General features: G+C 64.6%; 23 protein-coding genes and 1 other RNA gene. 16 read left to right on the top strand and 8 right to left on the bottom strand.

Annotated features, from left to right (window positions below; genetic code table 11):
- Positions 1-6 precede the first annotated feature (6 nt).
- The 3 genes from UP10_RS24245 to UP10_RS24235 all read left to right on the top strand — a co-directional run bounded on the left by UP10_RS24245 (position 7) and on the right by UP10_RS24235 (position 4,176).
- The gene (locus tag UP10_RS24245; RefSeq protein ID WP_044589733.1) at positions 7-2,181 is read left to right on the top strand and encodes a xanthine dehydrogenase family protein molybdopterin-binding subunit; all 2,175 of its coding nucleotides are present in this window, start codon (positions 7-9) and stop codon (positions 2,179-2,181) included.
- Positions 2,178-3,524, top strand: coding sequence for a c-type cytochrome (locus tag UP10_RS24240; protein WP_044589732.1), 1,347 nt, complete (start codon positions 2,178-2,180; stop codon positions 3,522-3,524). Before UP10_RS24245 ends, UP10_RS24240 begins: the two co-directional genes overlap by 4 nt.
- Positions 3,525-3,942: 418 nt before the next feature.
- Positions 3,943-4,176, top strand: a complete 234-nt coding sequence (locus UP10_RS24235; RefSeq protein ID WP_044543090.1) for a hypothetical protein — start codon at positions 3,943-3,945, stop codon at positions 4,174-4,176.
- Between the two features lie 5 nt (positions 4,177-4,181).
- On the opposite strand, the gene UP10_RS24230 is transcribed toward UP10_RS24235, so the two are convergent.
- The 5 genes from UP10_RS24230 to UP10_RS24215 all read right to left on the bottom strand — a co-directional run bounded on the left by UP10_RS24230 (position 4,182) and on the right by UP10_RS24215 (position 6,856).
- Positions 4,182-5,009: a TIGR00282 family metallophosphoesterase gene (locus UP10_RS24230; RefSeq protein ID WP_044589731.1), complete on the bottom strand. Its 828-nt coding sequence runs from the start codon at positions 5,007-5,009 to the stop codon at positions 4,182-4,184.
- A gap of 2 nt (positions 5,010-5,011) precedes the next feature.
- Positions 5,012-5,590 carry a 5-formyltetrahydrofolate cyclo-ligase gene (locus UP10_RS24225; RefSeq protein ID WP_044590090.1) on the bottom strand — a complete coding sequence of 193 codons (579 nt, stop codon included), beginning with the start codon at positions 5,588-5,590 and terminating at the stop codon, positions 5,012-5,014.
- A 209-nt stretch (positions 5,591-5,799) separates the two neighbouring features.
- Positions 5,800-5,961, bottom strand: a non-coding RNA gene (gene ssrS, locus UP10_RS42600) — 6S RNA.
- Between the two features lie 194 nt (positions 5,962-6,155).
- Positions 6,156-6,539: a cell division protein ZapA gene (locus tag UP10_RS24220; protein WP_044589730.1), complete on the bottom strand. Its 384-nt coding sequence runs from the start codon at positions 6,537-6,539 to the stop codon at positions 6,156-6,158.
- Positions 6,536-6,856, bottom strand: a complete 321-nt coding sequence (locus tag UP10_RS24215; RefSeq protein WP_044589729.1) for a DUF4164 domain-containing protein — start codon at positions 6,854-6,856, stop codon at positions 6,536-6,538. The genes UP10_RS24220 and UP10_RS24215 overlap by 4 nt, the downstream gene beginning before the upstream one ends.
- A gap of 344 nt (positions 6,857-7,200) precedes the next feature.
- Here UP10_RS24215 and tkt point away from each other — a divergent pair, with 344 nt between their 5' ends.
- The 9 genes from tkt (at position 7,201) to UP10_RS24175 (ending at position 16,677) form a co-directional block, all read left to right on the top strand.
- Positions 7,201-9,183 (top strand): transketolase, encoded by a 1,983-nt coding sequence (tkt, locus tag UP10_RS24210; RefSeq protein WP_044589728.1) that lies wholly within the window; start codon positions 7,201-7,203, stop codon positions 9,181-9,183.
- A gap of 164 nt (positions 9,184-9,347) precedes the next feature.
- On the top strand, positions 9,348-10,355 hold the full coding sequence (gap, locus tag UP10_RS24205; protein WP_044589727.1) for a type I glyceraldehyde-3-phosphate dehydrogenase: 1,008 nt from the start codon (positions 9,348-9,350) through the stop codon (positions 10,353-10,355).
- Positions 10,356-10,363: 8 nt separating this feature from the next.
- On the top strand, positions 10,364-10,498 hold the full coding sequence (locus UP10_RS46385) for a hypothetical protein (protein ID WP_283807676.1): 135 nt from the start codon (positions 10,364-10,366) through the stop codon (positions 10,496-10,498).
- Between the two features lie 14 nt (positions 10,499-10,512).
- Positions 10,513-11,706, top strand: a complete 1,194-nt coding sequence (locus tag UP10_RS24200; protein ID WP_044589726.1) for a phosphoglycerate kinase — start codon at positions 10,513-10,515, stop codon at positions 11,704-11,706.
- A gap of 48 nt (positions 11,707-11,754) precedes the next feature.
- Positions 11,755-12,822 carry a class II fructose-bisphosphate aldolase gene (gene fba, locus UP10_RS24195; RefSeq protein WP_044589725.1) on the top strand — a complete coding sequence of 356 codons (1,068 nt, stop codon included), beginning with the start codon at positions 11,755-11,757 and terminating at the stop codon, positions 12,820-12,822.
- Positions 12,823-12,987: 165 nt separating this feature from the next.
- Positions 12,988-14,037 carry a class I fructose-bisphosphate aldolase gene (locus UP10_RS24190; protein WP_044589724.1) on the top strand — a complete coding sequence of 350 codons (1,050 nt, stop codon included), beginning with the start codon at positions 12,988-12,990 and terminating at the stop codon, positions 14,035-14,037.
- The gene (locus UP10_RS24185) at positions 14,038-14,709 is read left to right on the top strand and encodes a thiamine phosphate synthase (protein WP_044589723.1); all 672 of its coding nucleotides are present in this window, start codon (positions 14,038-14,040) and stop codon (positions 14,707-14,709) included.
- Between the two features lie 7 nt (positions 14,710-14,716).
- On the top strand, positions 14,717-15,793 hold the full coding sequence (locus UP10_RS24180) for a tetratricopeptide repeat protein (protein ID WP_044589722.1): 1,077 nt from the start codon (positions 14,717-14,719) through the stop codon (positions 15,791-15,793).
- A gap of 89 nt (positions 15,794-15,882) precedes the next feature.
- The gene (locus tag UP10_RS24175; RefSeq protein WP_044589721.1) at positions 15,883-16,677 is read left to right on the top strand and encodes an inositol monophosphatase family protein; all 795 of its coding nucleotides are present in this window, start codon (positions 15,883-15,885) and stop codon (positions 16,675-16,677) included.
- A gap of 14 nt (positions 16,678-16,691) precedes the next feature.
- Here the strand turns inward: UP10_RS24175 and UP10_RS24170 are convergent, their stop codons facing one another.
- The 3 genes from UP10_RS24170 to UP10_RS24160 form a co-directional block, all read right to left on the bottom strand.
- Positions 16,692-17,828, bottom strand: a complete 1,137-nt coding sequence (locus UP10_RS24170; protein ID WP_044589720.1) for an AAA family ATPase — start codon at positions 17,826-17,828, stop codon at positions 16,692-16,694.
- Positions 17,829-17,960: 132 nt separating this feature from the next.
- Positions 17,961-21,116, bottom strand: coding sequence for a multidrug efflux RND transporter permease subunit (locus tag UP10_RS24165; protein WP_044589719.1), 3,156 nt, complete (start codon positions 21,114-21,116; stop codon positions 17,961-17,963).
- A 6-nt stretch (positions 21,117-21,122) separates the two neighbouring features.
- Positions 21,123-22,331: an efflux RND transporter periplasmic adaptor subunit gene (locus tag UP10_RS24160; protein ID WP_156180226.1), complete on the bottom strand. Its 1,209-nt coding sequence runs from the start codon at positions 22,329-22,331 to the stop codon at positions 21,123-21,125.
- 554 nt (positions 22,332-22,885) lie between these two features.
- Between UP10_RS24160 and UP10_RS24150 the strand changes: the two genes are divergently transcribed.
- From UP10_RS24150 to UP10_RS24135, 4 genes are read left to right on the top strand one after another with little or no spacing between them, the layout of a single operon-like run.
- Positions 22,886-23,881 carry a flagellar motor protein MotA gene (locus tag UP10_RS24150; protein ID WP_156164945.1) on the top strand — a complete coding sequence of 332 codons (996 nt, stop codon included), beginning with the start codon at positions 22,886-22,888 and terminating at the stop codon, positions 23,879-23,881.
- Positions 23,882-23,896: 15 nt separating this feature from the next.
- Positions 23,897-24,268, top strand: a complete 372-nt coding sequence (locus tag UP10_RS24145; protein WP_044589717.1) for a VOC family protein — start codon at positions 23,897-23,899, stop codon at positions 24,266-24,268.
- A 24-nt stretch (positions 24,269-24,292) separates the two neighbouring features.
- Positions 24,293-25,321, top strand: coding sequence for a peptidoglycan -binding protein (locus tag UP10_RS24140; RefSeq protein ID WP_044543071.1), 1,029 nt, complete (start codon positions 24,293-24,295; stop codon positions 25,319-25,321).
- On the top strand, positions 25,322-25,771 hold the full coding sequence (locus UP10_RS24135) for a GNAT family N-acetyltransferase (RefSeq protein WP_044589716.1): 450 nt from the start codon (positions 25,322-25,324) through the stop codon (positions 25,769-25,771).
- The last annotated feature ends 126 nt before the right edge of the window (positions 25,772-25,897 follow it).

The raw sequence follows: 25,897 nt of genomic DNA, 5'->3' as shown, positions 1-25,897 counted from the left end.
CGCGCCATGACAACAGTCCAAAAGAATTCCGACGGTGTTTCGCGCCGCGCCATGCTGGCCGGCGGCCTCGCCTCCGGCTTCGTGCTTACCTTCCACATTCCGGTCCAGGCCGCCAACGAGCCGACGCAGCCCGCAGACACGACCGACGGCGAATTCGCGCCCAACGCCTTCATTCGCATTGATCCCGCCGGTCGGATCACGCTTGTGATGCCGCAGGTCGAGATGGGTCAGGGAATCTATACCTCCGTCGCGATGATCCTGGCCGAAGAGCTCGACGCGAATCTCTCGACCGTCATCCTGGAGCACGCCCCGCCCAACGAAAAACTGTACGCGAATCCGATTTTCGGGATCCAGGCGACCGGCGGCTCGACGTCCGTGCGCGCATTCTGGAAACCGCTTCGCGAAGCCGGCGCAACGGCCCGCGCCATGCTGATCGAGGTCGCCGCGCAGCAATGGCAGGTCGAACCCGGGACATGCACGGCGTCGGATGGCGAGGTGATCCATCCCCAGAGCGGGCGCAGGCTCGGCTACGGCGCGCTGGCGCGGGACGCAAATGCGCAGACACCGCCGAAGACTGTCGCGGTCAAGGACCCGAAGGATTTCGTGCTGATCGGCAAGCCCGTGAAGCGCTTCGACACCCCGAACAAGGTCGACGGCACGACAATCTATGGGATCGACGCCATGGTTCCGGGCATGACATTCGCGACATTGGCGATGTCACCGGTTTTCGGCGGCAAGATCGGCAAGGTCGACGATACCGCGGCGAAGAAAGTCCCGGGCGTTCGGAAGGTCATCGTTCTCGACGACCTGGTCGCCGTGGTCGGCGACCATATGTGGGCCGCGAAAAAGGGCCTCGACGCGCTCGAGGTGACCTGGGATGAGGGCGCCAACGCGCACCTCAGTTCGAAAGACATTTGGCAGGATATCCGCGCCGCCAGTGAGAAGGACGGCGCAGTCGCGAAATCCGAGGGCGACATCGCCAAGGGTCTTGCCAGCGGCGACAAACTCGAAGCGGCGTACGAGCTGCCGTTTCTTGCGCATGCCACCATGGAGCCCTTGAACTGCACCGTTCATTTCAAGGGGGACTCCTGCGAGATCTGGACCGGCACGCAGATCATGGCGCGGGTGCAGTCGGAGGCGGCGAAGGCCGCAGGGCTGCCGGTCGACAAGGTGACTGTGAACCAGCATCTGATCGGTGGCGGTTTCGGCCGCAGGCTGGAGCCCGACATGGTTGTCGCGGCGGTGCGCATCGCCAAACAGGTCTATGGGCCGGTCAAGGTGGTGTGGACCCGCGAGGAAGACATCCAGCACGACGTCTATCGCCCGGTCTATCGCGACACCATTGCCGCCATGCTGTCGGGTGGCAGGATCGCCGCCTGGAAATATCGCATCACGGGTGCCGCCATCATCGCACGCTGGCTGCCGCCTGCGTTCCAGAAGGGCATCGATATCGATGCCGTCGACGGCGCCGTGGACATTCCCTATGACATCCCCAACATCCACGTCGAATATAACAGGGCCGAGCCACCGGCGGTGCCGACCGGCTTCTGGCGCGGCGTCGGCCCCAACAACAACGTGTTCGCCATGGAATGCTTCATGGACGAACTGGCGCGCAAGGCCGGTAAGGATCCGGTCAGCTTCCGCCGCGACATGCTCGGCAAAAACCCGCGCCAGTTGGCCGCGCTCAACCTCGCCGTGGAAAAATCAGACTGGGGCCAGGCCCTCCCCGCGCAGGTCGGACGCGGCGTGTGTGTGCAGCCGTCATTCGGCAGCTTCCTCGCCACCGTGGTGGAAGCGGAAATCGACGAACAGGGCGAGGTGCATCTGCGTCGCGTGACGACGGCGGTCGACACCGGCATCGCCGTCAACCCTGATACCATCATGGCGCAGATCGAAGGTGGACTGATCTTCGGCCTGACCGCCGCCCTCTACGGCGAAATCACCATCGACAAGGGACGGGTGCAGCAGTCCAATTTCCACGACTACCGCATGCTGCGCATCAACCAGGCCCCAAAGATCGACGTTCATCTGATCAAGAGTGGCGAGATGCCCGGCGGTATCGGCGAGGCCGGCGTGACGGCGGGTCCGCCCGCCTTGCGCAACGCGATCTATGCAGCGACCGGCGTTGCACTGCGCAGGCTGCCGATCGACCGCGCGCTGATCGCGGGGAAAAAATCATGAGCCGCCGCGCTCGCCGTATCCTCGAAAGCATCGTCGCGATCGTCCTGGTCGCATTCATTGTCGGCGTCTGGGTCATTCGCGGCCCCGGATCGATGGCGTTCGGGACCGGCCCGAACGTCGAACTCTCCGAATACAAGGGCGCCAATCCGACCGGCGTACCGGCTTCGCTGACCAGTGCGAGCCTCGTCGCGCGTGGGGAATATCTGGCAAAGGCGGCCGACTGCATGGTCTGCCACACCGCGCAGGGCGGCAAGGAATATGCCGGCGGCCTCGGCTTCAAGCTGCCGTTCGGCATGCTCTATTCGACCAACATCACGCCGGACAAGGAAACCGGTATCGGCAATTACAGCGACAAGGATTTCCTCAACGCGGTTCAGCGCGGCATCCGCCACGATGGTGCGCGGCTTTATCCGGCGATGCCCTACACGTCCTATACCTACGTCACCGACGCGGACGCGCTGGCGATCAAGGCTTATCTGTTCAGCCTGCCGCCGGTGCGCGCCGCTGCGCCCGTCAATACACTGGCATTTCCATTCAACCAGCGCTGGGCGATGGCGGTCTGGTCTGAAGTGTTCAATCCGAACATCAGGTTCGAGCCTGACATTTCGAAGTCTCCAGAATGGAATCGCGGCGCCTATCTGGCCGAAGCGCTGGCGCATTGCGGCGAGTGCCACACGCCGCGAAACCTGGCGTTCGCACTGAACAATCGCAAGAAGTTTGCCGGCGCGATCACCGCCGGCTGGCGCGCCTTCAACATCACCTCGGACAAGTCCACCGGCCTCGGCAACTGGAGCGACGACGATCTCGTCGCCTATCTCTCAAACGGCCACGCGACCGGCCACGGCACTGCGTCGGGCCCGATGGGCGAAGCCGTCGACCACAGCTTCAGCAAATTCGCGCCGGAGGATATCCGTGCGGTCGTGGCCTATCTGCGCAGCGTGCCGCCGGTTGCCTCGCCCGATCTGCCGGCGACCACGGCGCCACCAGCACCTTCGTCGCACAAGGATGGCGTGACATCAGATGCGCGCGGCAAGATGGTCTTCGAAGGTGCCTGCGTCAGTTGCCACGGCTGGAGCGGCGAGAGCAACGTCTCGCCGATGGCGACCCTGACCGGTGCCTGGGCGGTGAACGATCCCGGCGCGACCAACGTCGCGCAGATCGTGATATCGGGCACCAAGCGGCATACGCCCGACGGCGCGCTCTCGATGCCGGCGTTCGGCAATGCCTATTCCGACACCGAGATCGCAGCGGTTGCCAACTACGTCACCGCGCGGTTCGGCACTAAGGGATCGAAACTCACGGCGCAGGACGTGGCCGAGCTGCGCAAGCAGACGGCGCAGTGACCGCGTTTTTCAAGCGGCTGGAACCTTTCTGTTCCGATGGAATCGGAACGGGGTTCCAGACTCTGGTTTAGATGCGTTCTCTTTACGTGAACCGTCATCCACTTCGTTCGAAAACGCTTTAGTTCTACCCCGGCAGGGCGGCGTCGCGCAGCAGGCAGCCGGCACGCGCTCCAACCGATATGCGGGTGTCACACCGCTGACACAGCTATTTGAAAACAAAGATGCGCTGGCCGGCTTCCGTATGATCCGGCGGCGCTGTCGCCGCGTAATTATGACCCGGACTACGATCGCGGCCCGATCCCGCCGAAAATGTACGTGCCGAACCGATACTGAGGCGAGTTCCAACTCGGACCTCGTCGCGGACCGACCGGCTTCTTCAGGGAGCCGCGCAACGGACATCGAACAGAGGAGCTTCAAGATGAGCGACGAATATCCAGAGCTGGATCGTCTGCAGACCGAATACAAGAACTCGGTCGAGGCCTGGATCGCGGCGATCCGAAGCGAGGAAGCGCTTGCCTCCGTAAACCATACCGTGGCCGAGGTCGACCAGTGGGAGAACGCCCACTTCGCCGAGGACGCGATGCGCAGCAAGGTCAAGGCGGCGAAATCCGGGTACGAAGACGCCCTGCGCGAAAAGTTCTTCGGGTTCTGATCGAGCTAGCTGATCCAGAAACCCGGCACCGCGGGCGCGAGCCGCCCGCCGGCCCGCACCGGCGCGACCTTTACGGCAAGGCCGGTCGCATCGTCGGTCTCGACCGCGACGCCGCTCAGCGTCGCCGGCCCCGCGGCCGGCTCGAACCGGCCGGACGGGATGCCGGTGAGGAAGCGCTGCAACGGCTCTTCCTTCTGCATGCCGATCACCGAATCATAGTCACCGGTCATGCCGGCATCGCTCATATAGGCGGTGCCGCCGGGCAGCACCTGGTGATCGGCGGTCGGCACATGGGTGTGGGTGCCGACCACAAGGCTGACGCGGCCGTCGCAGAAGAAGCCGATGCCCTGCTTCTCGCTGGTGGCCTCGGCATGGAAATCCAGCACGATGGCGTCGGCGCCCTCGCCCAACGGACAGGCCTCGAGCTCGCGGTCGATCGCTGCGAAGGGATCGTTGGAGGACGGCTCCATGAAGACGCGGCCGATCGCGTTGATGACGAGCGCGCGCTTGCCGTTCTTGGTGTCGATTAGCGTGGCGCCGCGGCCGGGCGAATGGCGCGGAAAATTCAACGGACGGATCAGGCGCGGCGCGCGCTCGATGAAGACCAGCGCCTCCTTCTGATTCCAGGCGTGGTTGCCGAGCGTGATCGCATCGGCGCCGGCGTCGAGCAGCTCCTGGTAGATCGCCTCGGTGATGCCGAAGCCGCCGGCCGAGTTCTCACCGTTGACGATGACGAGATCGAGCGACCAGTCCTTGACCATGCCGGGGAGGTGGTCGGTGATGGCGGTGCGGCCGGTCCTGCCGACGACGTCACCAACAAAGAGAATACGCAATGCTAGGCACTCCGGAAATCGAACGTCTTGCGCTCCGTTAGCACATAATCCAGCGCGACGTCGTGCGACAGCGCCGGAATCACTTTGGTTTCCTGCGCGGCGAAAGCAAGCCCGACGCCGATCACGTGGTTGCTCTTGCGCAGATGCGCGAAGGTATAGTCGTAATAGCCGGCGCCATAGCCGATACGGTGGCCGAGCCGGTCGAACGCCGCCAGCGGCACCAGCATCACGTCCGGCTGCACCTCGGCGGCGGCCGGCGACGGCTCGGGGATGCCGAGCGGCCCGAGCATCAGCCGGTCATTCGGCGACCAGGCGCGAAAGGTCAACGACTGGCCGCGCGCATTGACGCAGGGCAGCGCGAGGCGCGCGCCTTTGGCTGCGAGCTTCAACATCAGCGGCGCCGGGTCGATTTCACTGCGGATCGGCGCATAGCCTGAAACGATCATGCCCTGCGCGATCTCGAACGGCGCGCCGCGTTTGGCCAGCGCCTCGGCGGCGGCACTGCGCTGCTCATCGCTGAGCGCGTCGCGCTTGGCGAGCGCCAGAGCCCGAAGCTCGGCCTTCGATGGAGATGCGTGCATGACCCATCTTCCGCTGTCATCGTCCACGAAAGCAGACGATCGGGTAGTCCAGAAACGCTAGCAATCCTGCGGTCATGCCGCGGCGTACTGGCACCCCCGCGTGGGCGGGGCATGACACTGCTACTCAATCGAACCGCCGCAGCGAGAGACGACAAGGAAACAGCAGAAAACCCGAGTGCAGAGACCCACCCGGGGACAGAAAATTAAAGTGCGAAGCCACAGAGGCCGTTGGAGCGCTCGATCCCGGAGTTCCCTACGAAAGTAGGTGGGCACCATATGACCGGATCCACGGACCCGGCCAGGGACAGTTCCCTGAAGGATCGATAAGGCCCCGGGGATATTATGGCTCCTGACGCACGACGCAGCTTCGCACCGACCAATGTAGCTACGAAGTGGAGGTTGCGCCAGCGGCAAGACATTTTGTCGTCCTGGCGAAGGCCGGGACCCATTACCACTACTTTTGATTGCTTTGGGTGGTATCAACCGGCACCGCCCAAAATCGATGGGCCGCGGCGTATGGGGCCCGGCCTTCGCCGGGACGACGATAGCTGGCGGATTGCGGCAACTACCCGATCGCGATGCCGCCGCCGACGGTGCGGTTGAGCACCTGCGTGGTGCGCTCGATACGCTCGGCGGCTGCATTGAGCGCGTTAGACACGGCAATTTGGGTCGCGCGGGCGCGGTCGCCGGCGTCAACGCGCGCGTTGCGGAGCTGCTCGACCTCCTCCTCGAGGCTGCGGATGCGCGCCCCGGCATCGAGCAATTCGTCGCAGGCGGTGAGCGCGGCCATCACCGTCAGCCTGGCGTCGCCGATCTCGCCGAACTTCCCGCGCAGCGCTTCCACGCGGGATTCCAGATTCTCCGCGAGCTTGAGCAGCCGCACCTCCTGGCCCTCCTCGCAGGCCATCCGGTATTGCCGGCCGTTGATGGTGACGTTGATGTGGCTCATTTGCTCTCCCCATCCTCGAGCATGGTTCGGATGGTGCCGATCGCTGCGTCGAGTTTTTCCGCGATCTCGCGATTGGTGCGTTCGAGCCTGCGCGTCTTCACCAGCGATCCGTCGAGCTCATCGGCAAGTCTGGAGCGGTCGGCACCGAGCGCCTGGATCCGGCTCGCGAGCTCATTCTCGTCGCGGTCGGCCTCACGGCGCCGCTCCACTGAACTCTCCAACGCATCGAGTGCCGCCATCAGCCGCTTGGTTGCGGCATCGATGTCGGCAAGCGGTGCCTCGGTGTTGCCAGACCCGTTGGCGGGACGATCACTCATGAGACGCGGTGCGGACCCTTGATATTAGCCTGACCCAAGCCTGCTTATAAGCCTGCTTGGGCATGCCTGCCGCACGGCAAAATCGGCGTTTCGGCAAGCGGTTACGAGGCGAAATTTACGTGGCAAGCGAGGCGAGCGCAACGCCAGCGCCGAACTATGCACCGATCAATCGAAATGGCCCATTTCGAGCAACTTTTCCCCGATTCAGCGCGTTTGATCGCCTTGGACTTGCGAGATTGAGGTGCTAATCCAGCGCCAACCCCGTAAGGCCATCACGCGCGTGTCGCGGCTGCCCGCCCCGACGCGTACCGCAACAAGCTCCTCATTTCAGGCGGATTTTCATCATGACGCAGGTCGATCATACCCGTATGGCCAATGCGATCCGTGGGCTCGCCATGGATGCCGTCGAAAAGGCGAACTCCGGCCATCCAGGTCTGCCGATGGGCGCCGCCGACATGGCGACGGTGTTGTTCACCCAGTTCCTGAAATTCGACGCGGCAGACCCGGCCTGGCCCGACCGCGACCGCTTCGTGCTGTCGGCCGGCCACGGCTCGATGCTGCTCTATGCGTTGCTGTATTTGACCGGCAACAAGGACATGACGCTCGACCAGATCAAGCATTTCCGCCAGCTCGGATCGCTGACGCCTGGACACCCCGAGAATTTCCACACCAAGGGCATCGAGACCACCACCGGCCCGCTCGGCCAGGGGATTGCGACCGCGGTCGGCATGGCGCTCGCCGAGAAAATGCTCGCCGCCGAGTTCGGCAAGAAGATCGTCAACCACCACACCTATGTGATCGCCTCCGACGGCGACCTGATGGAGGGCATCTCGCAGGAAGCGATCGCGCTGGCCGGCGTTTGGCGGCTGAACAAGATGATCGTGCTCTACGACGACAACGGCATCTCGATCGACGGCCCGACCTCGATCTCCGACGCCGTCGACCAGGTGAAGCGCTTCAAGTCCGCCGGTTGGGCTGCCGAGCTGATCGACGGTCAGGACCAGAAGGTGATCGCCGCGGCGATCACCCGCGCGCAGAAGTCCGGCAAGCCGACGATGATCGCCTGCAAGACCACGATCGGCTACGGCGCGCCGACTAGGGCCGGCACCAACAAAGCCCATGGCGAGGCGCTCGGCGCCGCCGAGTTGAAGGGCGCCAAGGAGAACCTCGGCATATCGCTCGAGCCGTTCTCGGTGCCAGACGACGTGCTGAAGGCCTGGCGCGAAGCCGGCAGCCGGGGCGCGGCCGCGCACAAGGAATGGAATGAACAGTTCGCCCAGCTCGGTATCCGCAAGCGCGCCGAGTTCGAGCGCCGCCTGCGCCACGAGCGTCCGCAGGCGCTCGCCAAGGCGCTGCGCGCGCACAAAAAGTCGCTGCTGGAAAATCCGCTCAACATCGCAACCCGCAAATCGTCGGAAGCCGCAATCGAGGTGATCGCCGCCGCGATGCCGATGGAATTCGTGGCCGGCTCCGCCGATCTGACCGGCTCCAACAACAACAAGGCCAAGTCGGCGATCGGATTTGCCGCCAAGACGCCGAAGGGCCGCTTCATCCATTACGGCATCCGCGAGCACGGCATGGCGGCGTGTTTGAACGGCATCTTCCTGCATGGCGGCTTCGCGCCGAACGGCGCGACCTTCCTGGTGTTCACCGACTACGCGCGCGGCGCGATGCGGCTATCGGCGCTGATGGGCACTGGCGTCGTCTATGTCATGACGCATGACTCGATCGGTCTCGGCGAAGACGGCCCGACCCATCAACCGGTCGAGCATCTCGCCGCGCTGCGCGCGATCCCGAACATGCGCGTGCTCCGGCCTTGCGACGCGATGGAGACCGCCGAGTGCTGGGAACTCGCGCTCAACCGCATCGACGGGCCGACGGTGCTGGTGCTGACCCGCCAGAACCTGCCGCAGCTCCGCACCACGGCTCCGAATGAGAGCCCGTGCAGCCACGGCGCCTATGAACTGGTCGCGGCCCAGGGTGACGCAAAAGTGTCATTGTTCGCCTCCGGTTCCGAAGTCGAGATCGCGGTTGCCGCGCAGAAGCAGCTCGCCGAGCGCGGCATCGCGACGCGGGTGGTCTCGGTGCCATCGCTGGAATTGCTGCTGGCGCAACCCGCCGAGCGGCAGAACGCCATCATCGGCCACGCCCCGGTCAAGATCGCGATCGAGGCTGCGGTACGCTGGGGCTGGGATGCCGTGATCGGCCGCGATGGTGAATTCGTGGGCATGCACGGTTTCGGTGCCAGCGGTCCAGCGAAGGATCTTTACAAGCACTTCGGAATTACCGCTGAGGCTGTCGTTAATGCTGCCCTGAAACGCGTCTGACGCTGGCCTGAAACGCGCACGCTGACGGTTGAGCTCGCCGCGAAAAAGGACTACCAAGGCTGCATCTTTTCCGCTCGCGTCCGGCTGAACCGGGCGTTCCGCCGTAAAATCCTCGTGGGAGCCATCCCGTGGGGCTGGCAGCAGCTTTTAGAGGAGACAACAGCATGGCAATCCGCGTCGCAATCAACGGGTTTGGCCGCATCGGCCGCAATGTATTGCGTGCCATCGCCGAGTCCGGCCGCAAGGATATCGAAGTGGTCGGCATCAACGACCTAGGCCCGGTCGAGACCAATGCGCACTTGCTGCGCTTCGACTCCGTGCACGGTCGTTTCCCCGGCACCGTCACCGTCGATGGCGACTCGATCAGCGTCGGCAACGGCAAGATCAAGGTGTCGGCCGAGCGCGATCCCACCAAGCTGCCCTGGAAGGAACTCGGCGTCGACATCGCGCTGGAATGCACCGGCATCTTCACCGCAAGGGACAAGGCCTCCGCGCACCTCACCGCCGGCGCGAAGCGCGTGCTGGTCTCGGCGCCTGCCGACGGCGCGGATGCGACCATCGTCTTCGGCGTCAACCACGACGTCCTGACCAAGGACCATCTGGTCATCTCCAACGGCTCCTGCACCACCAACTGCCTCGCGCCGGTCGCCAAGGTGCTGAACGACACCGTCGGCATCGAGACCGGCTTCATGACCACGATCCACGCCTATACCGGCGACCAGCCGACGCTGGACACCCTGCACAAGGACCTTTATCGCGGCCGCGCAGCGGCGATGTCGATGATCCCGACATCGACCGGTGCGGCGAAGGCGATCGGATTGGTTCTCCCAGAACTTAAAGGCAAGCTCGACGGCGTTTCGATCCGCGTGCCGACCCCGAACGTCTCGGTGATCGACCTCAAGATCGTCGCCAAGCGCAACACCGACGTCAATGAGATCAACGAGGCGATGAAGCGGGCCTCCGAGCAGCAGCTCAAGGGCGTCCTCGGCTACACCACCGCGCCGAACGTCTCGATCGACTTCAATCACGATCCGCACTCGTCGACCTTCCACATGGATCAGACCAAGGTGCAGAACGGCAATTTCGTGCGCGTGATGTCGTGGTACGACAATGAGTGGGGCTTCTCCAACCGCATGGCCGACACCGCGGTCGCAATCGGAAAGCTGCTGTAAGGCACTGAATGACCCTTCCGGCCTGGATCGGCATTCCCGGCGCGGTCTTGTTGATCGCGTTCATCGTGTACGGCTTCCGCCAGGGCACGAAGGTGACGACCAGGCAGGAAGGGGATCCGCCCGAGCGCGATTCTCCCTCCTGACCTGTGGTCGCCGCATGAACAAATTCCGTACCCTCGACGACGTCGATGTGAAGGGCAAGCGCGTGCTGTTGCGCGTCGACCTCAACGTCCCCATGGACAATGGCCGCGTCACCGACGCCACGCGGCTTGAGCGCGTCGCCCCGACCATCACCGAAATCTCCGACAAGGGCGGCAAGGTGATCCTGCTCGCCCACTTTGGCCGGCCGAAGGGACGCGATCCCAAGGAGTCGCTCAAACCCGTCGCCGAGGCGCTGTCGACGGTGATCAAGCGGCCCGTCGCCTTCGCCGACGACTGCATCGGCGAAGTCGCGGCCAAGGCCGTCGGCGCCATGAAGGACGGCGACATCCTCTGCCTGGAGAACACGCGTTTCCACAAGGAAGAAGAGAAGAACGATTCCGGTTTCGTCGCGGAGCTCGCCAAGCTCGGCGATATCTGGGTCAACGATGCCTTCTCGGCCGCGCATCGCGCGCACGCCTCCACCGAAGGCCTCGGCCACAAGCTGCCGGCCTATGCCGGCCGCACCATGCAGGCCGAGCTCGACGCGCTCGGCAAGGCGCTGGATGCGCCGACCAAGCCCGTGATCGCGATCATCGGCGGCGCCAAGGTGTCGACCAAGATCGATCTGCTGGAAAATCTAGTGACCAAGGTCGATGCGCTGGTGATCGGCGGCGGCATGGCCAACACCTTCCTGCACGCGCAGGGCATCGGCGTCGGCAAGTCACTCGCCGAAAAGGACCTTGCCCCGACCGCGCTGCGAATCATGGAAAAGGCCGAAGCGGCCAATTGCGCCATTATCCTTCCCGTGGATGCCGTGGTCGCGAACCAGTTCGCCGCAAATGCCCCCTCGCACGCCTATGGCCTGGATGCGATCCCGGCCGACGGCATGATCCTCGACGTCGGCCCGCAATCGATCGCGCGCATCCATTCCGCGATTGACGATGCGGCCACCCTGGTCTGGAACGGACCGCTCGGCGCCTTCGAGCTGACTCCATTCGACCGCGGCACCATGGTGTCCGCCAAACATGCCGCCGAGCGCACCAAGGCGAAGAAGCTGATTTCGGTCGCCGGCGGCGGCGACACCGTCGCGGCGCTGAACCAGGCGGGCGTCGCCGACGATTTTTCCTATGTCTCGACCGCGGGCGGCGCGTTTCTTGAATGGATGGAAGGCAAGCCGCTGCCGGGCGTCGAAGTTCTGAAGAAGGACTGATCTACCGTGATCACGCGCGAAAGCGCTGTAACTACAGGGAGAAACTGAATGGCACGCATTACGTTGCGGCAACTGCTCGACCACGCGGCTGAGCACGACTACGGCGTACCGGCGTTCAACATCAACAATATGGAGCAGGCGCTGGCGATCATGGCGGCAGCCTCCGAGGTCGATGCCCCCGTCATCATCCAGGCTTCGCGCGGCGCGCGCTCCTATGCCAACGACGTCATGCTCAAGCACATGATGGACGCCGTCACCGAGATCTATCCGCAGATTCCGGTCTGCGTGCATCTCGACCATGGCAACGAGCCCGCCACCTGCATGACGGCGATCCAGGCCGGCTTCACCTCGGTCATGATGGACGGCTCGCTAAAGGCCGACGGCAAGACCCCCGGCGACTGGGACTACAATGTCGGCGTCACCCGGACCGTGACCGGCATGGCCCATCTCGGCGGCATCTCGGTCGAAGGCGAGCTCGGCGTGCTTGGCTCGCTCGAAACCGGCATGGGCGACAAGGAAGACGGCCACGGCGCCGAGGGCAAGCTGTCACATGACCAGCTCCTCACCAATCCCGACGAAGCCGTGAAGTTCGTCCAGGAAACCAAGGTCGACGCGCTGGCGATCGCGATGGGCACCTCGCACGGCGCCTACAAGTTCACCCGCAAGCCCGACGGCGACATCCTCGCCATGAAGGTGATCGAGGAGATCCACCGCAAGCTGCCGAACACCCATCTGGTGATGCACGGCTCCTCGTCGGTGCCGCAGGATTTGCAGGAGATCATCAACGCCCATGGCGGCAAGATGAAAGCGACCTGGGGCGTGCCGGTTAGCGAGATCCAGCGCGGCATCAAGAACGGCGTGCGCAAGATCAACATCGACACCGATAACCGGATGGCGATGACCGGCCAGATTCGGAAAGTGCTGCACGACAATCCGGAAGAGTTCGATCCGCGCAAGTACCTGAAGCCGGCGATGGAGGCGATGACCAAGCTGTGCAAGCAGCGCCTGCAGGAGTTCAACACCGCAGGCCAGGCCAGCAAGATCAAGAAGGTGCTGACCACCGCCGAGATGGCCAAGCGCTACGCCAAGGGCGAGCTCGATCCGAAGGTCGCCTGAGAAACATTAACGACGGGACACCGTTTCTGACACGGTCGGAAGCGGTGTCCCGACCGGCAGCCTGCCGCCGCTGCAATAACCGGCCGCGACGAACGTTTTCTAGGCAATTGCCCGAGAACCGCCTATTTTGGCTCGCAAAGGCAAGTTGCTCTGGAGGACGCCCCGATGAATCTCGCTGACCTCAACAAAGTTGCGCTTGCCATGGTCGCCCCGGGCAAGGGCCTGCTCGCCGCCGACGAATCCTCGGGCACGATCAAGAAGCGTTTTGACGCCATCAAGGTCGAATCGACCGAGGACAGCCGCCGTGACTATCGCGAGATGCTGTTCCGCTCGCAGGAGGCGATGAGCAAATACATCTCCGGCGTTATCCTCTACGACGAGACGATCTGGCAGAATGGCAAAGACGGCACGCCGCTGGTCAGATTGATCGAGCAGGCCGGCGCCATCCCCGGCATCAAGGTCGATGAAGGTACGCAAACCCTGCCGAACTGCCCGGGTGAACTCGTCACATCAGGTCTCGACAAGCTCGCCGAACGCCTGGCGAAATATTACGAACGCGGCGCGCGCTTCGCGAAATGGCGCGCGGTGATCGATATCGGCACGGGCGGGAGCGGCACCGGCGGCCGGGGTATCCCGACCATGACCGCGATCCGCGTCAATGCGCACGCGCTGGCGCGCTACGCGGCGCTGTGCCAGGCCGCGCAGATCGTGCCAATCGTCGAACCAGAAGTGCTGATGGACGGCGATCACGACATCGACCGCTGCTACGACGTGACGCAGCGCGTGCTGAACCGCACCTTCCAGGAATTGCGGGTGCAACGGGTCGCGCTGGAAGGCATGATCCTGAAGCCGAACATGGCGATCTCGGGCAAAAAATGCGCGAAGCAGGCCTCGGTCCAGGAGGTCGCCGAGAAGACCGTCCGCCTGCTCAAGAGCTGCGTGCCGGCCGCCGTGCCGGGCATCGCCTTCCTCTCCGGCGGCCAGAACGACGAGGAAGCGACCGCGCATCTCGACGCCATGAACAAGATCGGCAATTTGCCCTGGCCGCTGACCTTCTCCTACGGCCGCGCATTGCAGGCCGCGCCGCAGCAGGCGTGGGCCGGCAAGGCCAACAATGTCGCCGCGGGCCAACGCGCCTTCTCGCATCGCGCCAGGATGAACAGCCTGGCGAGCACCGGCAAATGGGACGCCGGCCTCGAAAAGCAGGCGGCATAATTGGCTACCAAACCCGTTCCGCCGCGCCCCGCCCCGCGCCTCTATCTCGCGACGCCTGAAGTCGACGAGCCCGCGCAGCTTGTGGCCGACCTTCCCGGCCTGCTGGCCGCGGCCGATATCGCCGCGGTGCTGGTGCGGCTGCGTGAGACCGACCAGCGCACCATGATCTCGCGCGTCAAGGCGCTGGTATCGATCATCCAGAACGCCGGCGCTGCGGTCTTGATTGAGGGCCACGCCGAGCTGGTGGCCCGCGCGGGTGCCGACGGCGCGCATCTGATCGGCATTGCTGCGATGCAAGACGCGATGCCGTCGCTGAAGCCCGACCGTATCGTCGGAGTCGGCGGGCTGGCGACGCGCCACGATTCGATGGCCGCGGGCGAAGCCGGCGCCGACTACGTGCTGTTCGGCGAGCCCGATGCCAGCGGACAGCGGCCGTCGGTCGAAGCGATCGCCGAGCGGCTGCAATGGTGGGACGAATTGTTCGAGCCGCCTTGCGTAGGCTTTGCCGTCTCGCGCGAGGAGGCCGAGGAGTTCGCCGCAGCCGGTGCGGATTTCGTGCTGGTGGGTGACGTCGTCTGGGCCGATCCGCGCGGCGCGAAAGCGGCGCTGATCGAGATCGGCGAGGCCATCGCACGAGCGCGCGCCAGCACAAGGGCCAAGGCCGAGGGATGACGCCGGAATGAAGCGCCTGCGTCCGATAGGGGTTGCGCTCGGCTGCACGATGCTGGCGGGCGGTGCGATGGCGCAGCTGTCGATCACGCCGCCGGCCCAGACACCGCCTGCGAAGAAGGAAGCCCCCAAGGAGAAGCCGAAGGTCCATTCCCCGGTAGCCAAGAAGCCTGCGCCGAAGCCTGCGGCCACGCCGACGCCAACGCCGGCCCCCTTGCCGTCCCTGAAGCAGGCCTTCGACGATCCCAACGTCGATCTGGTCTACGGCGCCTATCAGCGCGGCATGTACAAGACCGCGTTCGATCTCGCGACCGCGCGTGTCCAGTACAACGGCGATCCCAAATCGATGACGATGCTGGGCGAACTCTACGCCAACGGCCTCGGCGTCAAGCGCGACTACGCCAAGGCCGATCAGTGGTACCAGAAGGCCTGCGACGCCGGCGATCGCGAGGCGATGTTCGCGCTCGCCATGATGAAGATCGCGGGCCGCGGCGGCCCGGTGAACAAGGACGCCGCGGTCAAGCTGCTGGCATCGGCGGTCAAGCTCGGCGAGCCCAAGGCGGCCTATAATCTCGCGCTGCTCTATCTCGACGGCCAGACCCTGCCGCAGGACGTGAAACGCTCGGCCGAACTGCTGCGGATGGCCGCGGACGCCGGCAACCCCGAAGCGCAATACGCGCTGGCGACCTTCTACAAGGAAGGCACCGGCGTGCCGAAAGACCTCGATAAGTCGGTGCGGCTGCTGCAGGCCGCCTCGCTCGCCGACAATGTCGACGCCGAGGTCGAATATGCCATCGCGCTGTTCAACGGCACCGGCACATCGCGCAATCCGCCGGCGGCGGTGGCCCTGCTGCGCAAGGCGGCCCGGCAGAACTCACCGATCGCGCAGAACCGACTCGCCTTCGTGCTGGCGACCGGCCAGGGCACGCCGCTGGACAAGGTCGAGGCGCTGAAATGGCACACGGTGGCCAAGACCGCCGGCAAGGGCGATCCCGCGCTCGACGAGACGCTCGCCAACATGAGCCCCGAAGACCGCGCCAAGGGCGAGGAAGCCGCCCGGAAATGGATCGGAAACAACGTCAAATGACGCCTTGACGGCGCCACGTCCAGAGGGCAACCCAGTCCGAACTTACCGGCGCCGCAGGCCGTTCCTCTGACCCCGCAAGCTCCTCCATCATGCTCTATTCCGCCGTCATCAATGTCATGGTCAAGGCCGCGCGACGCGCCGGCCGCAGCCTCAAGCGCGATCTCGGCGAGATCGAGCATCTCCAGGTGTCGCTGAAAGGGCCGGCGAACTTCGTCTCGCTCGCCGACAAGCGCGCCGAGGAAATGCTCTACACCGACCTCGACAAGGCGCGGCCCGGCTACGGCTTCCTCGGTGAGGAAGGTGGCAAGCGCGAGGGCGCGGACAAGAGCCACACCTGGATCGTCGATCCGCTCGACGGCACCACCAACTTCCTGCACGGCATCCCGCAATTCGCGATCTCGATCGGGCTTAAGCGCGAAGACACGGTGATCGCGGGCGTGATCTACAATCCCGCCAATGACGAGCTCTACATCGCCGAGCGCGGCAAGGGTGCGTTCCTCAACGACCAGCGGCTGCGTGTCGCCGGCCGCCGCAGGCTCGACGAATGCGTGATCGCCTGCGGCCTGCCGCATATCGGCCGCGGCGACCACGCGCTGGCGCAGCAGGAGATGGCCGCACTGCAGACCAAGGTGGCGGGCTTCCGCCGTTTCGGCGCCGCCTCGCTCGACCTCGCCTTCGTCGCCGCCGGCCGCCTCGACGGCTATTGGGAGCGCAATCTCAATTCCTGGGACATCGCAGCCGGCCAGATCATGGTGCGCGAAGCCGGCGGCACCATCTCCGGCATCCAGGGCAGCGACGACCCGCTGCAAACCGGCCACGTGGTCTGCGGCAATGAATTCGTCCACGGCGAACTGATCAAGGTGCTGAAGCCGCTCGGGCAATAGCACGACGGCTCCATCTAAGCCTCATCATCATCACCATCGTCCGCTTCCTCATCGCGAAATTCACCGCTGAGGGTCAGGCCCTCGATGGTCGTGGCGCCTTTGGACTTGATCACCCGGCGAAGCGGGACCGAACTCTCGCTGCGCAGCGCCTCCATCAGGGGTTCCGAATGGGTGACAATCCAGATGTCGGCGCGGCGTGACGCCTTGGCGATCAGGCGGCCCAACGGCGCCAACAGCGATGGATGCAGACTGGTCTCCGGTTCGTTCAGCGCGATGAACGGCGGCAGCCGATAGCCCATGAACACGGCGAGCAGGCAGATATATTTCAGCGTCCCATCGGACAATTCGTGGGCCTTGAACGGACGCGGCATATCCTCGAGCTGTAACTCAAATTCACACCGCCCATTTTCTTCCCATGCCCGGAGTTCGGCGCCTGGGAATGCGTCCTCGATCGCATCCTGCAGATCAGTGGTATCTCCCCTGATAATGGAGAGAGTCGCCAGAGTGGCAGCCAGATCGTGGCCATCGGCACTCAGCGAGGGCGTCGTAATTGCGAGACAAGGCTTTCGTATCGGTGACGCCGGATCGGTACGGAAGTCGTGATAGAATCGCCAGCCCAGCATGGCGTTCCTGATCAGGTCGATTTCGGGGCATTCCTTGCCATCCGAGAACCCGGCAAGCGCGGTTTCCGACGGTAGCACCGCATCCTTGTGGCCGCTCCAGGTGCCGCTCTCACCGCGCACGCTGACGAGTGAATTCGTCCGCTCCATCAGCAGAACTTTTCGCTTGCCGTGGGTCGTCTCGATCGTTTCCGACTTGATCATCGGCTCACCGGAAAATGCCGCCTCGAGCGGGCCGGGAAAGCCGAGCTCGATGGAATATCTGATGTGGTCGAATCTGGCAGCCAATCGCAGTCGCCCATCCTCGCCGCGCTTGCGAATGCCGGACCAGGAGACGGAATTCAATCCGCCTTCGTCGGCGATCGTGCGCGTGATCTGGCCTGTCGCCGCATCGCGCAACAGCGACAAGGATTTGTAGAGGTTGGATTTGCCAACACCGTTTTCGCCAACGAATACGGACAAGGGTTGAATGGGCATGAAGAGCCGCCGAATGGAGCGATAATTCGAGATCGCAATATCGGTCGGACGCATTACACGCTCACAATCCTCGGGTTGCCCGCGCGCTTCCAGTTCAATCCAGAGATGCAATCTGGATTGGTCAGCTTGCGAAAGCAAGCCGGAGGCGGTGCTAAGCTCTGATTTGATCAGCACCGACCTCGAGCATTAGTGACCGGACCCTGCCGGTGCCGGCGGGCCATACGCTTCAACCCTTTCCGTCACCTTCTCCCGATCCCCCGCCAGCACGCGCTGGACGCTGACGAAGAACACCGGGACCAGCAGCAGCGCCAGGATGACGACCGCGATCATCCCGCCCATCACTGACGTGCCGAGCGCCTGCTGGCTGGCGCCGCCGGCGCCGGTCGCGATCGCCATCGGCAGCACGCCGCAGACGAAGGCCAGACCCGTCATCAGGATCGGACGAAAACGCAGACTGCACGCCTCCACCGTCGCTTCGACCAGCGGCTTGCCCTGCGCGCGCAGATCCTTGGCGAATTCGATGATCAGGATGGCGTCCTTGGCGGCCAGACCGATGATGGTGATCAGGCCGACGGTGAAATAGACGTCGTTGGACAGGCCGCGCGTCGTCGCCGCCACCACCGCGCCGAGAATGCCGAGCGGAATCGTCAGCAGCACCGCGAGCGGAATGGTCCAGCTCTCGTAGAGCGCGGCGAGCAGCAGGAACACCACCAGCACCGACAGCGCCAGCAGGAATGGCGCCTGCGAGCCCGACAGCTTTTCCTGCAGCGACTGGCCGGTCCACTCATAGCCGAAGCCGCGCGGCAGCTTGTTGGCAAGCCGCTCCATCTCCGCGATCGCGTCGCCCGAGGTGAAGCCGGGCTTGGCCTCGCCGGAGATGCGCACCGCCGGATAATAGTTGAAGCCCGCGATTTGCGTCGGCCCCTTCGACCATTCGATGGTCGCGAAGGCCGAGAACGGCACCAATTGCCCGCGGCTGTTCTTCACATTGTAGTTGAGGATATCGTCCGCGTTCATTCGGCTGGTCTTGTCGGCCTGCACGATGACGCGCTGCATGCGACCCCGGTTCGGGAAGTCGTTGATGTAGTTCGAGCCGAGATTGGTCGAGATCGTGTTGTTGATGTCCTCGAAGGTGACGCCGAACGCGCCGGCCTTCTCGCGGTCGATCATCAGATTGACCTGCGGCGCCGGCGGCAGGCCCTCGACATAGACCTTCTGCAGCTTGGGGCTGGCATTGGCTTCCGCGATCAGGCGGTCGGACGCGGCGATCAGCGCCGGGTAGCCCTTCTGGCCGCGGTCCTGCAGGCGGAACGAGAAGCCCGACGAGTTGCCGAGGTTGTCGATCGGCGGCGGCTGCAGCGCCGAGATTTTGGCGTCGCGGATCGACGACAGCTCGCGATTGATGTCGGCAACGATCGCAGCCGCCGAATCCTGCGGGCCGCGCTCCGACCAGTCCTTCAGCGTGATGAAGGCCTGCGCGGTGTTCATGCCCTGGCCGAGGAAGCTGAAGCCGGTGAGGAACGTCACGTTATCGATGCCGTCGCGCTCCTTCAGATACTTCTCGACCTTCTCGACCGCCGCTTCGGTGCGCGCGTAGGACGACTCCGACGGCGTCTGCACGTCAGTGGTAATAAAACCCTGGTCGTCGACGGGCAGGAAGCCGCCGGGCAACCGCACGAAACCCCAGCCGACGCCGATCAACAATACGCCATAGATCAGCATCAGCCGTCCGGTGCGCTTCAGCGAGCCCTGCACCGTCCGCGTATAGCCAGCGCGGCTGGTGTCGAGCACGCGGTTGAACCAGCCAAACACGCCTTTGCGCGCGTGGCCGTGGCCCTTCTCGACCGGCTTGAGCAGCGTCGCGCACAGCGCCGGCGTCAGCGACAGCGCGAGCAACGCCGAGAAGGCGATCGCCGCCACCATCGTGACCGAGAACTGGCGGTAGATGATACCGACCGAGCCGGGGAAGAACGCCATCGGCACGAACACCGCCATCAGCACCAGCGTAATGCCGATGATGGCGCTCGTGATCTGCGACATCGCCTTCTTGGTCGCCTCCTTCGGCGACAGGCCCTCTTCGGCCATGATGCGCTCGACGTTCTCGACCACGACGATGGCGTCGTCGACCAGGATGCCGACCGCCAGCACCATGCCGAACATGGTCAGCATGTTGATCGAGAAGCCCGCGATCATCAGCATGGCGCAGGTCCCGAGCAGCGCCACCGGAACCACGATGGTCGGAATGATGGTGTAGCGGATGTTCTGCAGGAACAGGAACATCACGATGAAGACCAGCACCACCGCCTCGACCAGCGTCATCAGTACCTTCTTGATCGAGGCTTCGACCACGGGCGTGATGTTGTAGGGAATTTCGTAACTGATATTGGCCGGGAAGAAGCGCGACAGCTCCTTCATCTTGGCCTCGACCGCGCTGGCAGTGGCGAGCGCGTTGCCCTTCGGCGACAGCAGCACCGAGAGGCCGGCGGTCGGCTTGCCGTCAAGCCGCGTGTTGAACTGGTAGCTGAGGCCGCCGACCTCGATCCGCGCGACGTCGCGCAACCGCACGGTCGAACCGTCGGCATTGGCGCGCAGGATGATCGCGCCGAACTCGTCGGGCGAGGAGAGCTGGCCCTTCACCAGCACCTGCGCGGAGATCTTCTGGGTGTCGATGCTCGGTTGGGCGCCGATGCTACCGGAGGCGACCTGGGCGTTCTGCGCCGTGATCGCCTTGTTGACGTCGTCGGCGAACAGGCCATAGCCGACCAGCTTGGCTGGATCGATCCAGATCCGCAGGCTGCGTTCGGTCGAATACAGCGTGGCGCGGCCGACGCCGGGAATGCGGCGGACCTCGCCCAGCACGTTGCGGATCATGAAGTCGCCCAGCCCAACCTCGTCGAGGCTGCCGTCGGTCGAATTCAGCGTGATGATCTGCAGCACGGCGCTCGAGGCTTCCTCGACCAGGATGCCCTGCTGGATCACGGCGCGCGGCAGCCGCGCCTCGACGCGCTTGAGGCGGTTCTGCACTTCGACCGAAGCCGAGCCGGTGTCGGTGCCCGGCTTGAAGTTGGCGATGATCTCGACCTGGCCGAGCGAGTCGCTGGTCGATTCGAAGTTCAGGATGTTGGCGGCGCCGTTCAGCTCCTCCTCAATCAGCCGCGTCACGCTGTTGTAGAGGTTCTCCGGCGACGCCCCGGGATAGCTGGTCGAGATCGAGATCGAGGGCGGCGCGATGATCGGATATTGCGCGATCGCGAGCAGCGGAAGCGAGATCGCGCCGATCAGACAGATGAACAGCGCGACGACCCAGGCGAAGATCGGCCTGTCGATGAAGAAACCGGGCATGTCAGATCACCGCTCGATATGGGCGGTTTGATGCGCGTCCGTCGCAGCCCCGGCCGATACGTCGGCCTGATTCCAGGCCTGCGGCCGCACCTTGTCGCCGGCGGCGAATTTCTGGAAGCCTTCGACCACGACCCGGTCGCCGGCCTTCAGGCCGTCAGAGACGAACCAGTGGCCGCCCTGCAGCGAGCCGGTGCGCACGGGCTGCACCGCGACGAGATTGTCATCCTTGACAACGAACACCTCGCTGCCGCCACCGCCATTGCGCTGGATTGCCTGCTGCGGCACGGCGATGGCATCGGTGTCGATGCCCTGCTCGATCTGCACGCGGACATACATGCCCGGCAGCAATTCGCGTTTCGGATTGGGAAACTCGCCGCGCAGCGTCACCTGCCCGGTATGGGCGTCGACCTTGGCTTCGGAGAACAACAGCTTGCCCGCCTCCGGATAGATCGAGCCGCCGTCGAGGACGAGGCGGACCTTCAACGCATCGGGCGAGATGCGGTCGAGATCGCCGCTCTCGAAGGCGCGGCGGAGCTGGTTCATCTCGGTGACCGACTGCTGGAAGTCGGCATAGATCGGATCGAGCTGCTGGATTGTCGCAAGGCTCGCGGTATCGTTCTGCACGACGAGCGCACCTTCGCTGGCCAGCGCCGCACCGACGATCCCATCGATCGGCGCACGGATCGTCGCATAATCGAGATTGAGTTTTGCGCGCGCGACTTCGGCCTCGCGGCCCTGGACGTCGGCCTCGGCCTGCTTCAGGTTCGCGATCGCCTTCTCGTTCTCGGCTTCCGGCGCGGCGCGCTGGCTGGTCAGCGTCGCGATACGGCGAGCCTGCAGCGAGGCCTGCTCGCGCACGGCCTCGGCACGTGCCAGCGCGGCTTCGGTCGACTGCACCTCGACTTCAAACGGGCGCGGATCGATCTGGTAGAGCGGATCGCCGGCCTTCACCTCGCTGCCCTGGTGGAACATGCGCGTGACGATGATGCCGGAGACGCGCGGGCGCACCTCGGACACCCGCGTCGGCGAGATGCGGCCCGGCAGCTCGCGCACCATCGCGCGCGCCTGCGGCTTCACGGTGACGACACTGACGTCCGGCTCGGATGCTTGTGCGGCGGCCGTCGCGGTGTTCGCTTCATCGCAACCGCCAAGCAGTGGCGCCGTCACGGCCAGCATCAATGCAATGCATGCCGATTGCGCGCGAAGTCCAGACATGAAGATGATCGCCCCTGATTTGGTGTGAACAAACAACGGCGGCGTCACGACGACACCGCTGCGTTGCTGCGGTGAACATAGATTTTGCTTGCTGCGACGCAATGCGTTTGCCGGGCGGCTCATTGTCACATAAGCCTATCGCGCTGATTTCGCGGGTTCTTTCGTCGGCTCACCGGATTGTGAGCGGGTTCCATCGCAGGCTGTGGGACCAAGTTAAGGAATGCGTGAGCGGGAGCGCGGCATTTGCGTGCATATCGACGCAGCATGCCGCAACATTGTGAGGCGATGGAGCGAATCGCCGGCCAAGCCCTGCTCCTCCTCCGATGCGTTCGGCTTGGTCTTCTCGTTGCGGTCCGCGGCGGGATCACCACCCGAGCGACGGGTGAGGGTACGCCGGACAAGCCGGGATACCCGCGCAAAGCGGGTGCGGGCCACTCCGGCTTCAACCCGAGGGTCCTTCTTCGTGCTGTTGATTTGGCTTTCCTGCCTTTCCTCCTACCGCCGCTGTGCCATATTGCAGGCTGATGCGGCCTTCGCGAACGGATGACCCGGCAATGCCTCCTTCCCGCTCCGACATGGAGATCGAACTGAGCAAGCTGTCCTCGCCCCGGATTTTCCTGGTGCGGATGCTGGTGTTCCTGGTGCTGTGCGGCCTGGTCGGCGTCGTGCTCTACAAGCAGATCGTCACCGCCTTCTTCGCCAATCCCGGGCTGAACGCCCTGATCGGGCTGGTGCTTCTGGTCGGGATCATCCTGACGTTCCGGCAGGTGATCCGGCTCTATCCTGAAGTCGCCTGGGTCAACAATTTCCGCATCGCCGATCCCGGCCTTGCGATCGACCGCCGCCCGACCCTCTTGGCTCCCATGGCCGCGATCCTCGGCGGCGAGCGCACCGGCCGGATGACCATTTCGCAGCAGACCATGCGGCATCTACTCGATTCGATCGCGACCCGCCTCGACGAGGCCCGCGACATTTCGCGCTACATGACCGGCCTCCTGGTCTTCCTCGGCCTGCTCGGCACCTTCTGGGGCCTGATCGAGACGGTCGGCTCGGTCGGCAAGGTGATCGACGGGCTGAAGGTCGGTGGCGACGCCGGCGCGCTGTTCGACACGCTCAAGGAAGGCCTCGCCGCCCCGCTCGGCGGCATGGGCATTTCGTTCTCGTCCTCGCTGTTCGGCCTCGCCGGCTCCTTGATCCTCGGCTTCCTCGACCTGCAGTCGAGCCAGGCCCAGAACCGCTTCTACACCGACCTCGAAGACTGGCTCGCCACCACCGTGCGCGGCATTTCCGGCGATGGCATGGAAAGCGGCAGCGGCGGCGGTGACCTGCAGGGCGCGATCGAGCGGTTGCGCACTGCTGTCGAGGACGGCGGCAGCAACCGCAGCACCACCGCCGCGATGGCCAATCTCGCCGAGGCGATTCAGGGGCTGGTCGCGCATATGCGCACCGAGCAGCAGATGATCCGCGAATGGGCCGACGGCCAGGGCGAGCAGAACCGCGAGATCAAGCGTCTGCTCGAGCGCCTCGCCCGTCAGCCCGAGAAGAGCTGAGCCACGGAGATCAGCGTGCTGGATCACGTCACCATCGGCATCACTGATATCGAGCGCTCGAAGGCCTTCTACGATCAGGCCCTGCAGGCGCTCGGCATCAGTCGCCTGTATGCGGAGGGTATTGGCTTCGCCGGCTACGGGATCCGCCCGAAGGCATTCTTCTGGATCGGCACGCGCAGCACGCCGCAGACCGGCGCCCACATTGCTTTCACGGCGAGCGACCGCACCACCGTCGACCGGTTTTACGAGGATGCGATCAAGGCCGGCGGAAGGGACAATGGGCCACCCGGAATACGCCTGCATTACCATGCCAACTACTACGGCGCCTTCGTCCTCGACCCCGACGGCCACAATATCGAGGCCGTCTGCCACTCCCCGCAGGACTGAACGCGTCCAACAATGAGAACCTGAATGGCCCTCGCCCGTAGCCGCCGCAGTGAATCCGCTTTCAACTACTGGCCCGGCTTCGTCGACGCGCTGTCGACGCTGGTGCTGTCGATCGTGTTCCTGCTGTCGGTGTTCCTGGTGGTGCAGTTCTTCCTGTCGCAGGAGGTCACCGGCAAGGACAAGGCGCTGGAGCAGCTCAACGCCAAGCTCGCCCAGCTCAACGATCTGCTGTCGCTGGAGAAGCTCAGCAAGCTGACGCTCGACGACCAGGTGTCGCAGCTGCGCGCCGGGCTTGCCTCGGCCGAGAGCGAACGCGACCGCGTCAAGGGGCTTTACGAGGGACTGGCGAGTTCCGGCAATGACGCACAGGGCCGCGCCAACGAGCTCAACAAGGCGCTGGATTCCGAGAAGGGCGTCACCTCGCGCGCGCTGGCGCAGATCGAGGTGCTGAACCAGCAGATCAGCGCGCTGCGCCGCCAGCTCGCAGCGCTTGAGGAGGCGCTCGACGCCTCCGAGAAGCGCGACAAGGAATCGCAAGGGCGGATCGCCGATCTCGGCTCACGCCTGAACGTCGCGCTGGCGCAACGGGTGCAGGAGCTGTCGAGATACCGTTCGGAATTCTTCGGCCGCCTGCGCGCCATCCTCGGCAACCGCCCCGATATCCGCGTCGTTGGCGACCGCTTCGTGTTCCAGTCGGAGGTGTTTTTCGACACCGGACAGGCGACGCTGCTGCCCGAAGGCAAGACCGAGCTCGACACGGTGGCGGGCGCGCTGACCGATCTCGACAAGCAGATTCCGAGCGAGATCGCCTGGGTGCTGCGGGTCGACGGCCACACCGACGTACGGCCGATCAACAGCCCGCTGTTCAAGTCGAACTGGGAGTTGTCGTCGGCGCGCGCGATCTCGGTGGTGCAATATCTGGTCTCGCTCGGCGTGCCGGCGCAACGCCTGGTCGCCGCCGGCTTCGCCGAATTCCAGCCGCTCGACACCGCGCAGACCGAAGACGCCTACAAGCGCAACCGCCGCATCGAGCTGAAGCTGACGGAACGGTAGGTGGCAAGCGGCTTCCAACTCCGCCCATATCGCGCAGCCGACGAGGACGCGGCGATCGAGCTGTGGCTGAAGACCTGGCAGCAGGCCTATCCGTCGATCGACTTCAACGCCCGCGTGGCATGGTGGCGCGAGCGCTGGCGGAATGAGCTGGTCGTGAATGCTACGATCGTCGTCGCCGAGCAAGCCAGCGCGCTGACCGGCTTCGTGACCATCGACAGCGCGGGCTATCTCGACCAGCTCGTGGTCGATCCGGCGCAATGGGGCTCGCCGCTGGCAAGCGCGCTGGTCAGCGAGACGAAGCGCCTGTCGCCCACCGGCGTCACGCTGCTCGTCAACAAGGACAACACCCGCGCCATCCGCTTCTACGAACGCAACGGGTTTTCGCATGCCGGCGAGGACGTCAATCCGACCTCGGGACGGCCGGTGCTGAGGATGAGTTGGACGGCGTGAGGGTGGGGATGGTTTTCGATTCACTCTCAAACAGCGCGGTGTCGTCACCCGCGCATGCGGGTGATCCGGTATTCCAGAGACGTTCGTGCTTGAGCCGAGAGGCCGCGGCGTACTGGGTCGCCCGGT

The sequence above is a fragment of the Bradyrhizobium sp. LTSPM299 genome (assembly GCF_000938235.1).
Taxonomy (GTDB): Bacteria; Pseudomonadota; Alphaproteobacteria; order Rhizobiales; family Xanthobacteraceae; genus Bradyrhizobium.
This window is presented reverse-complemented; position numbering and strand designations above follow the sequence as displayed.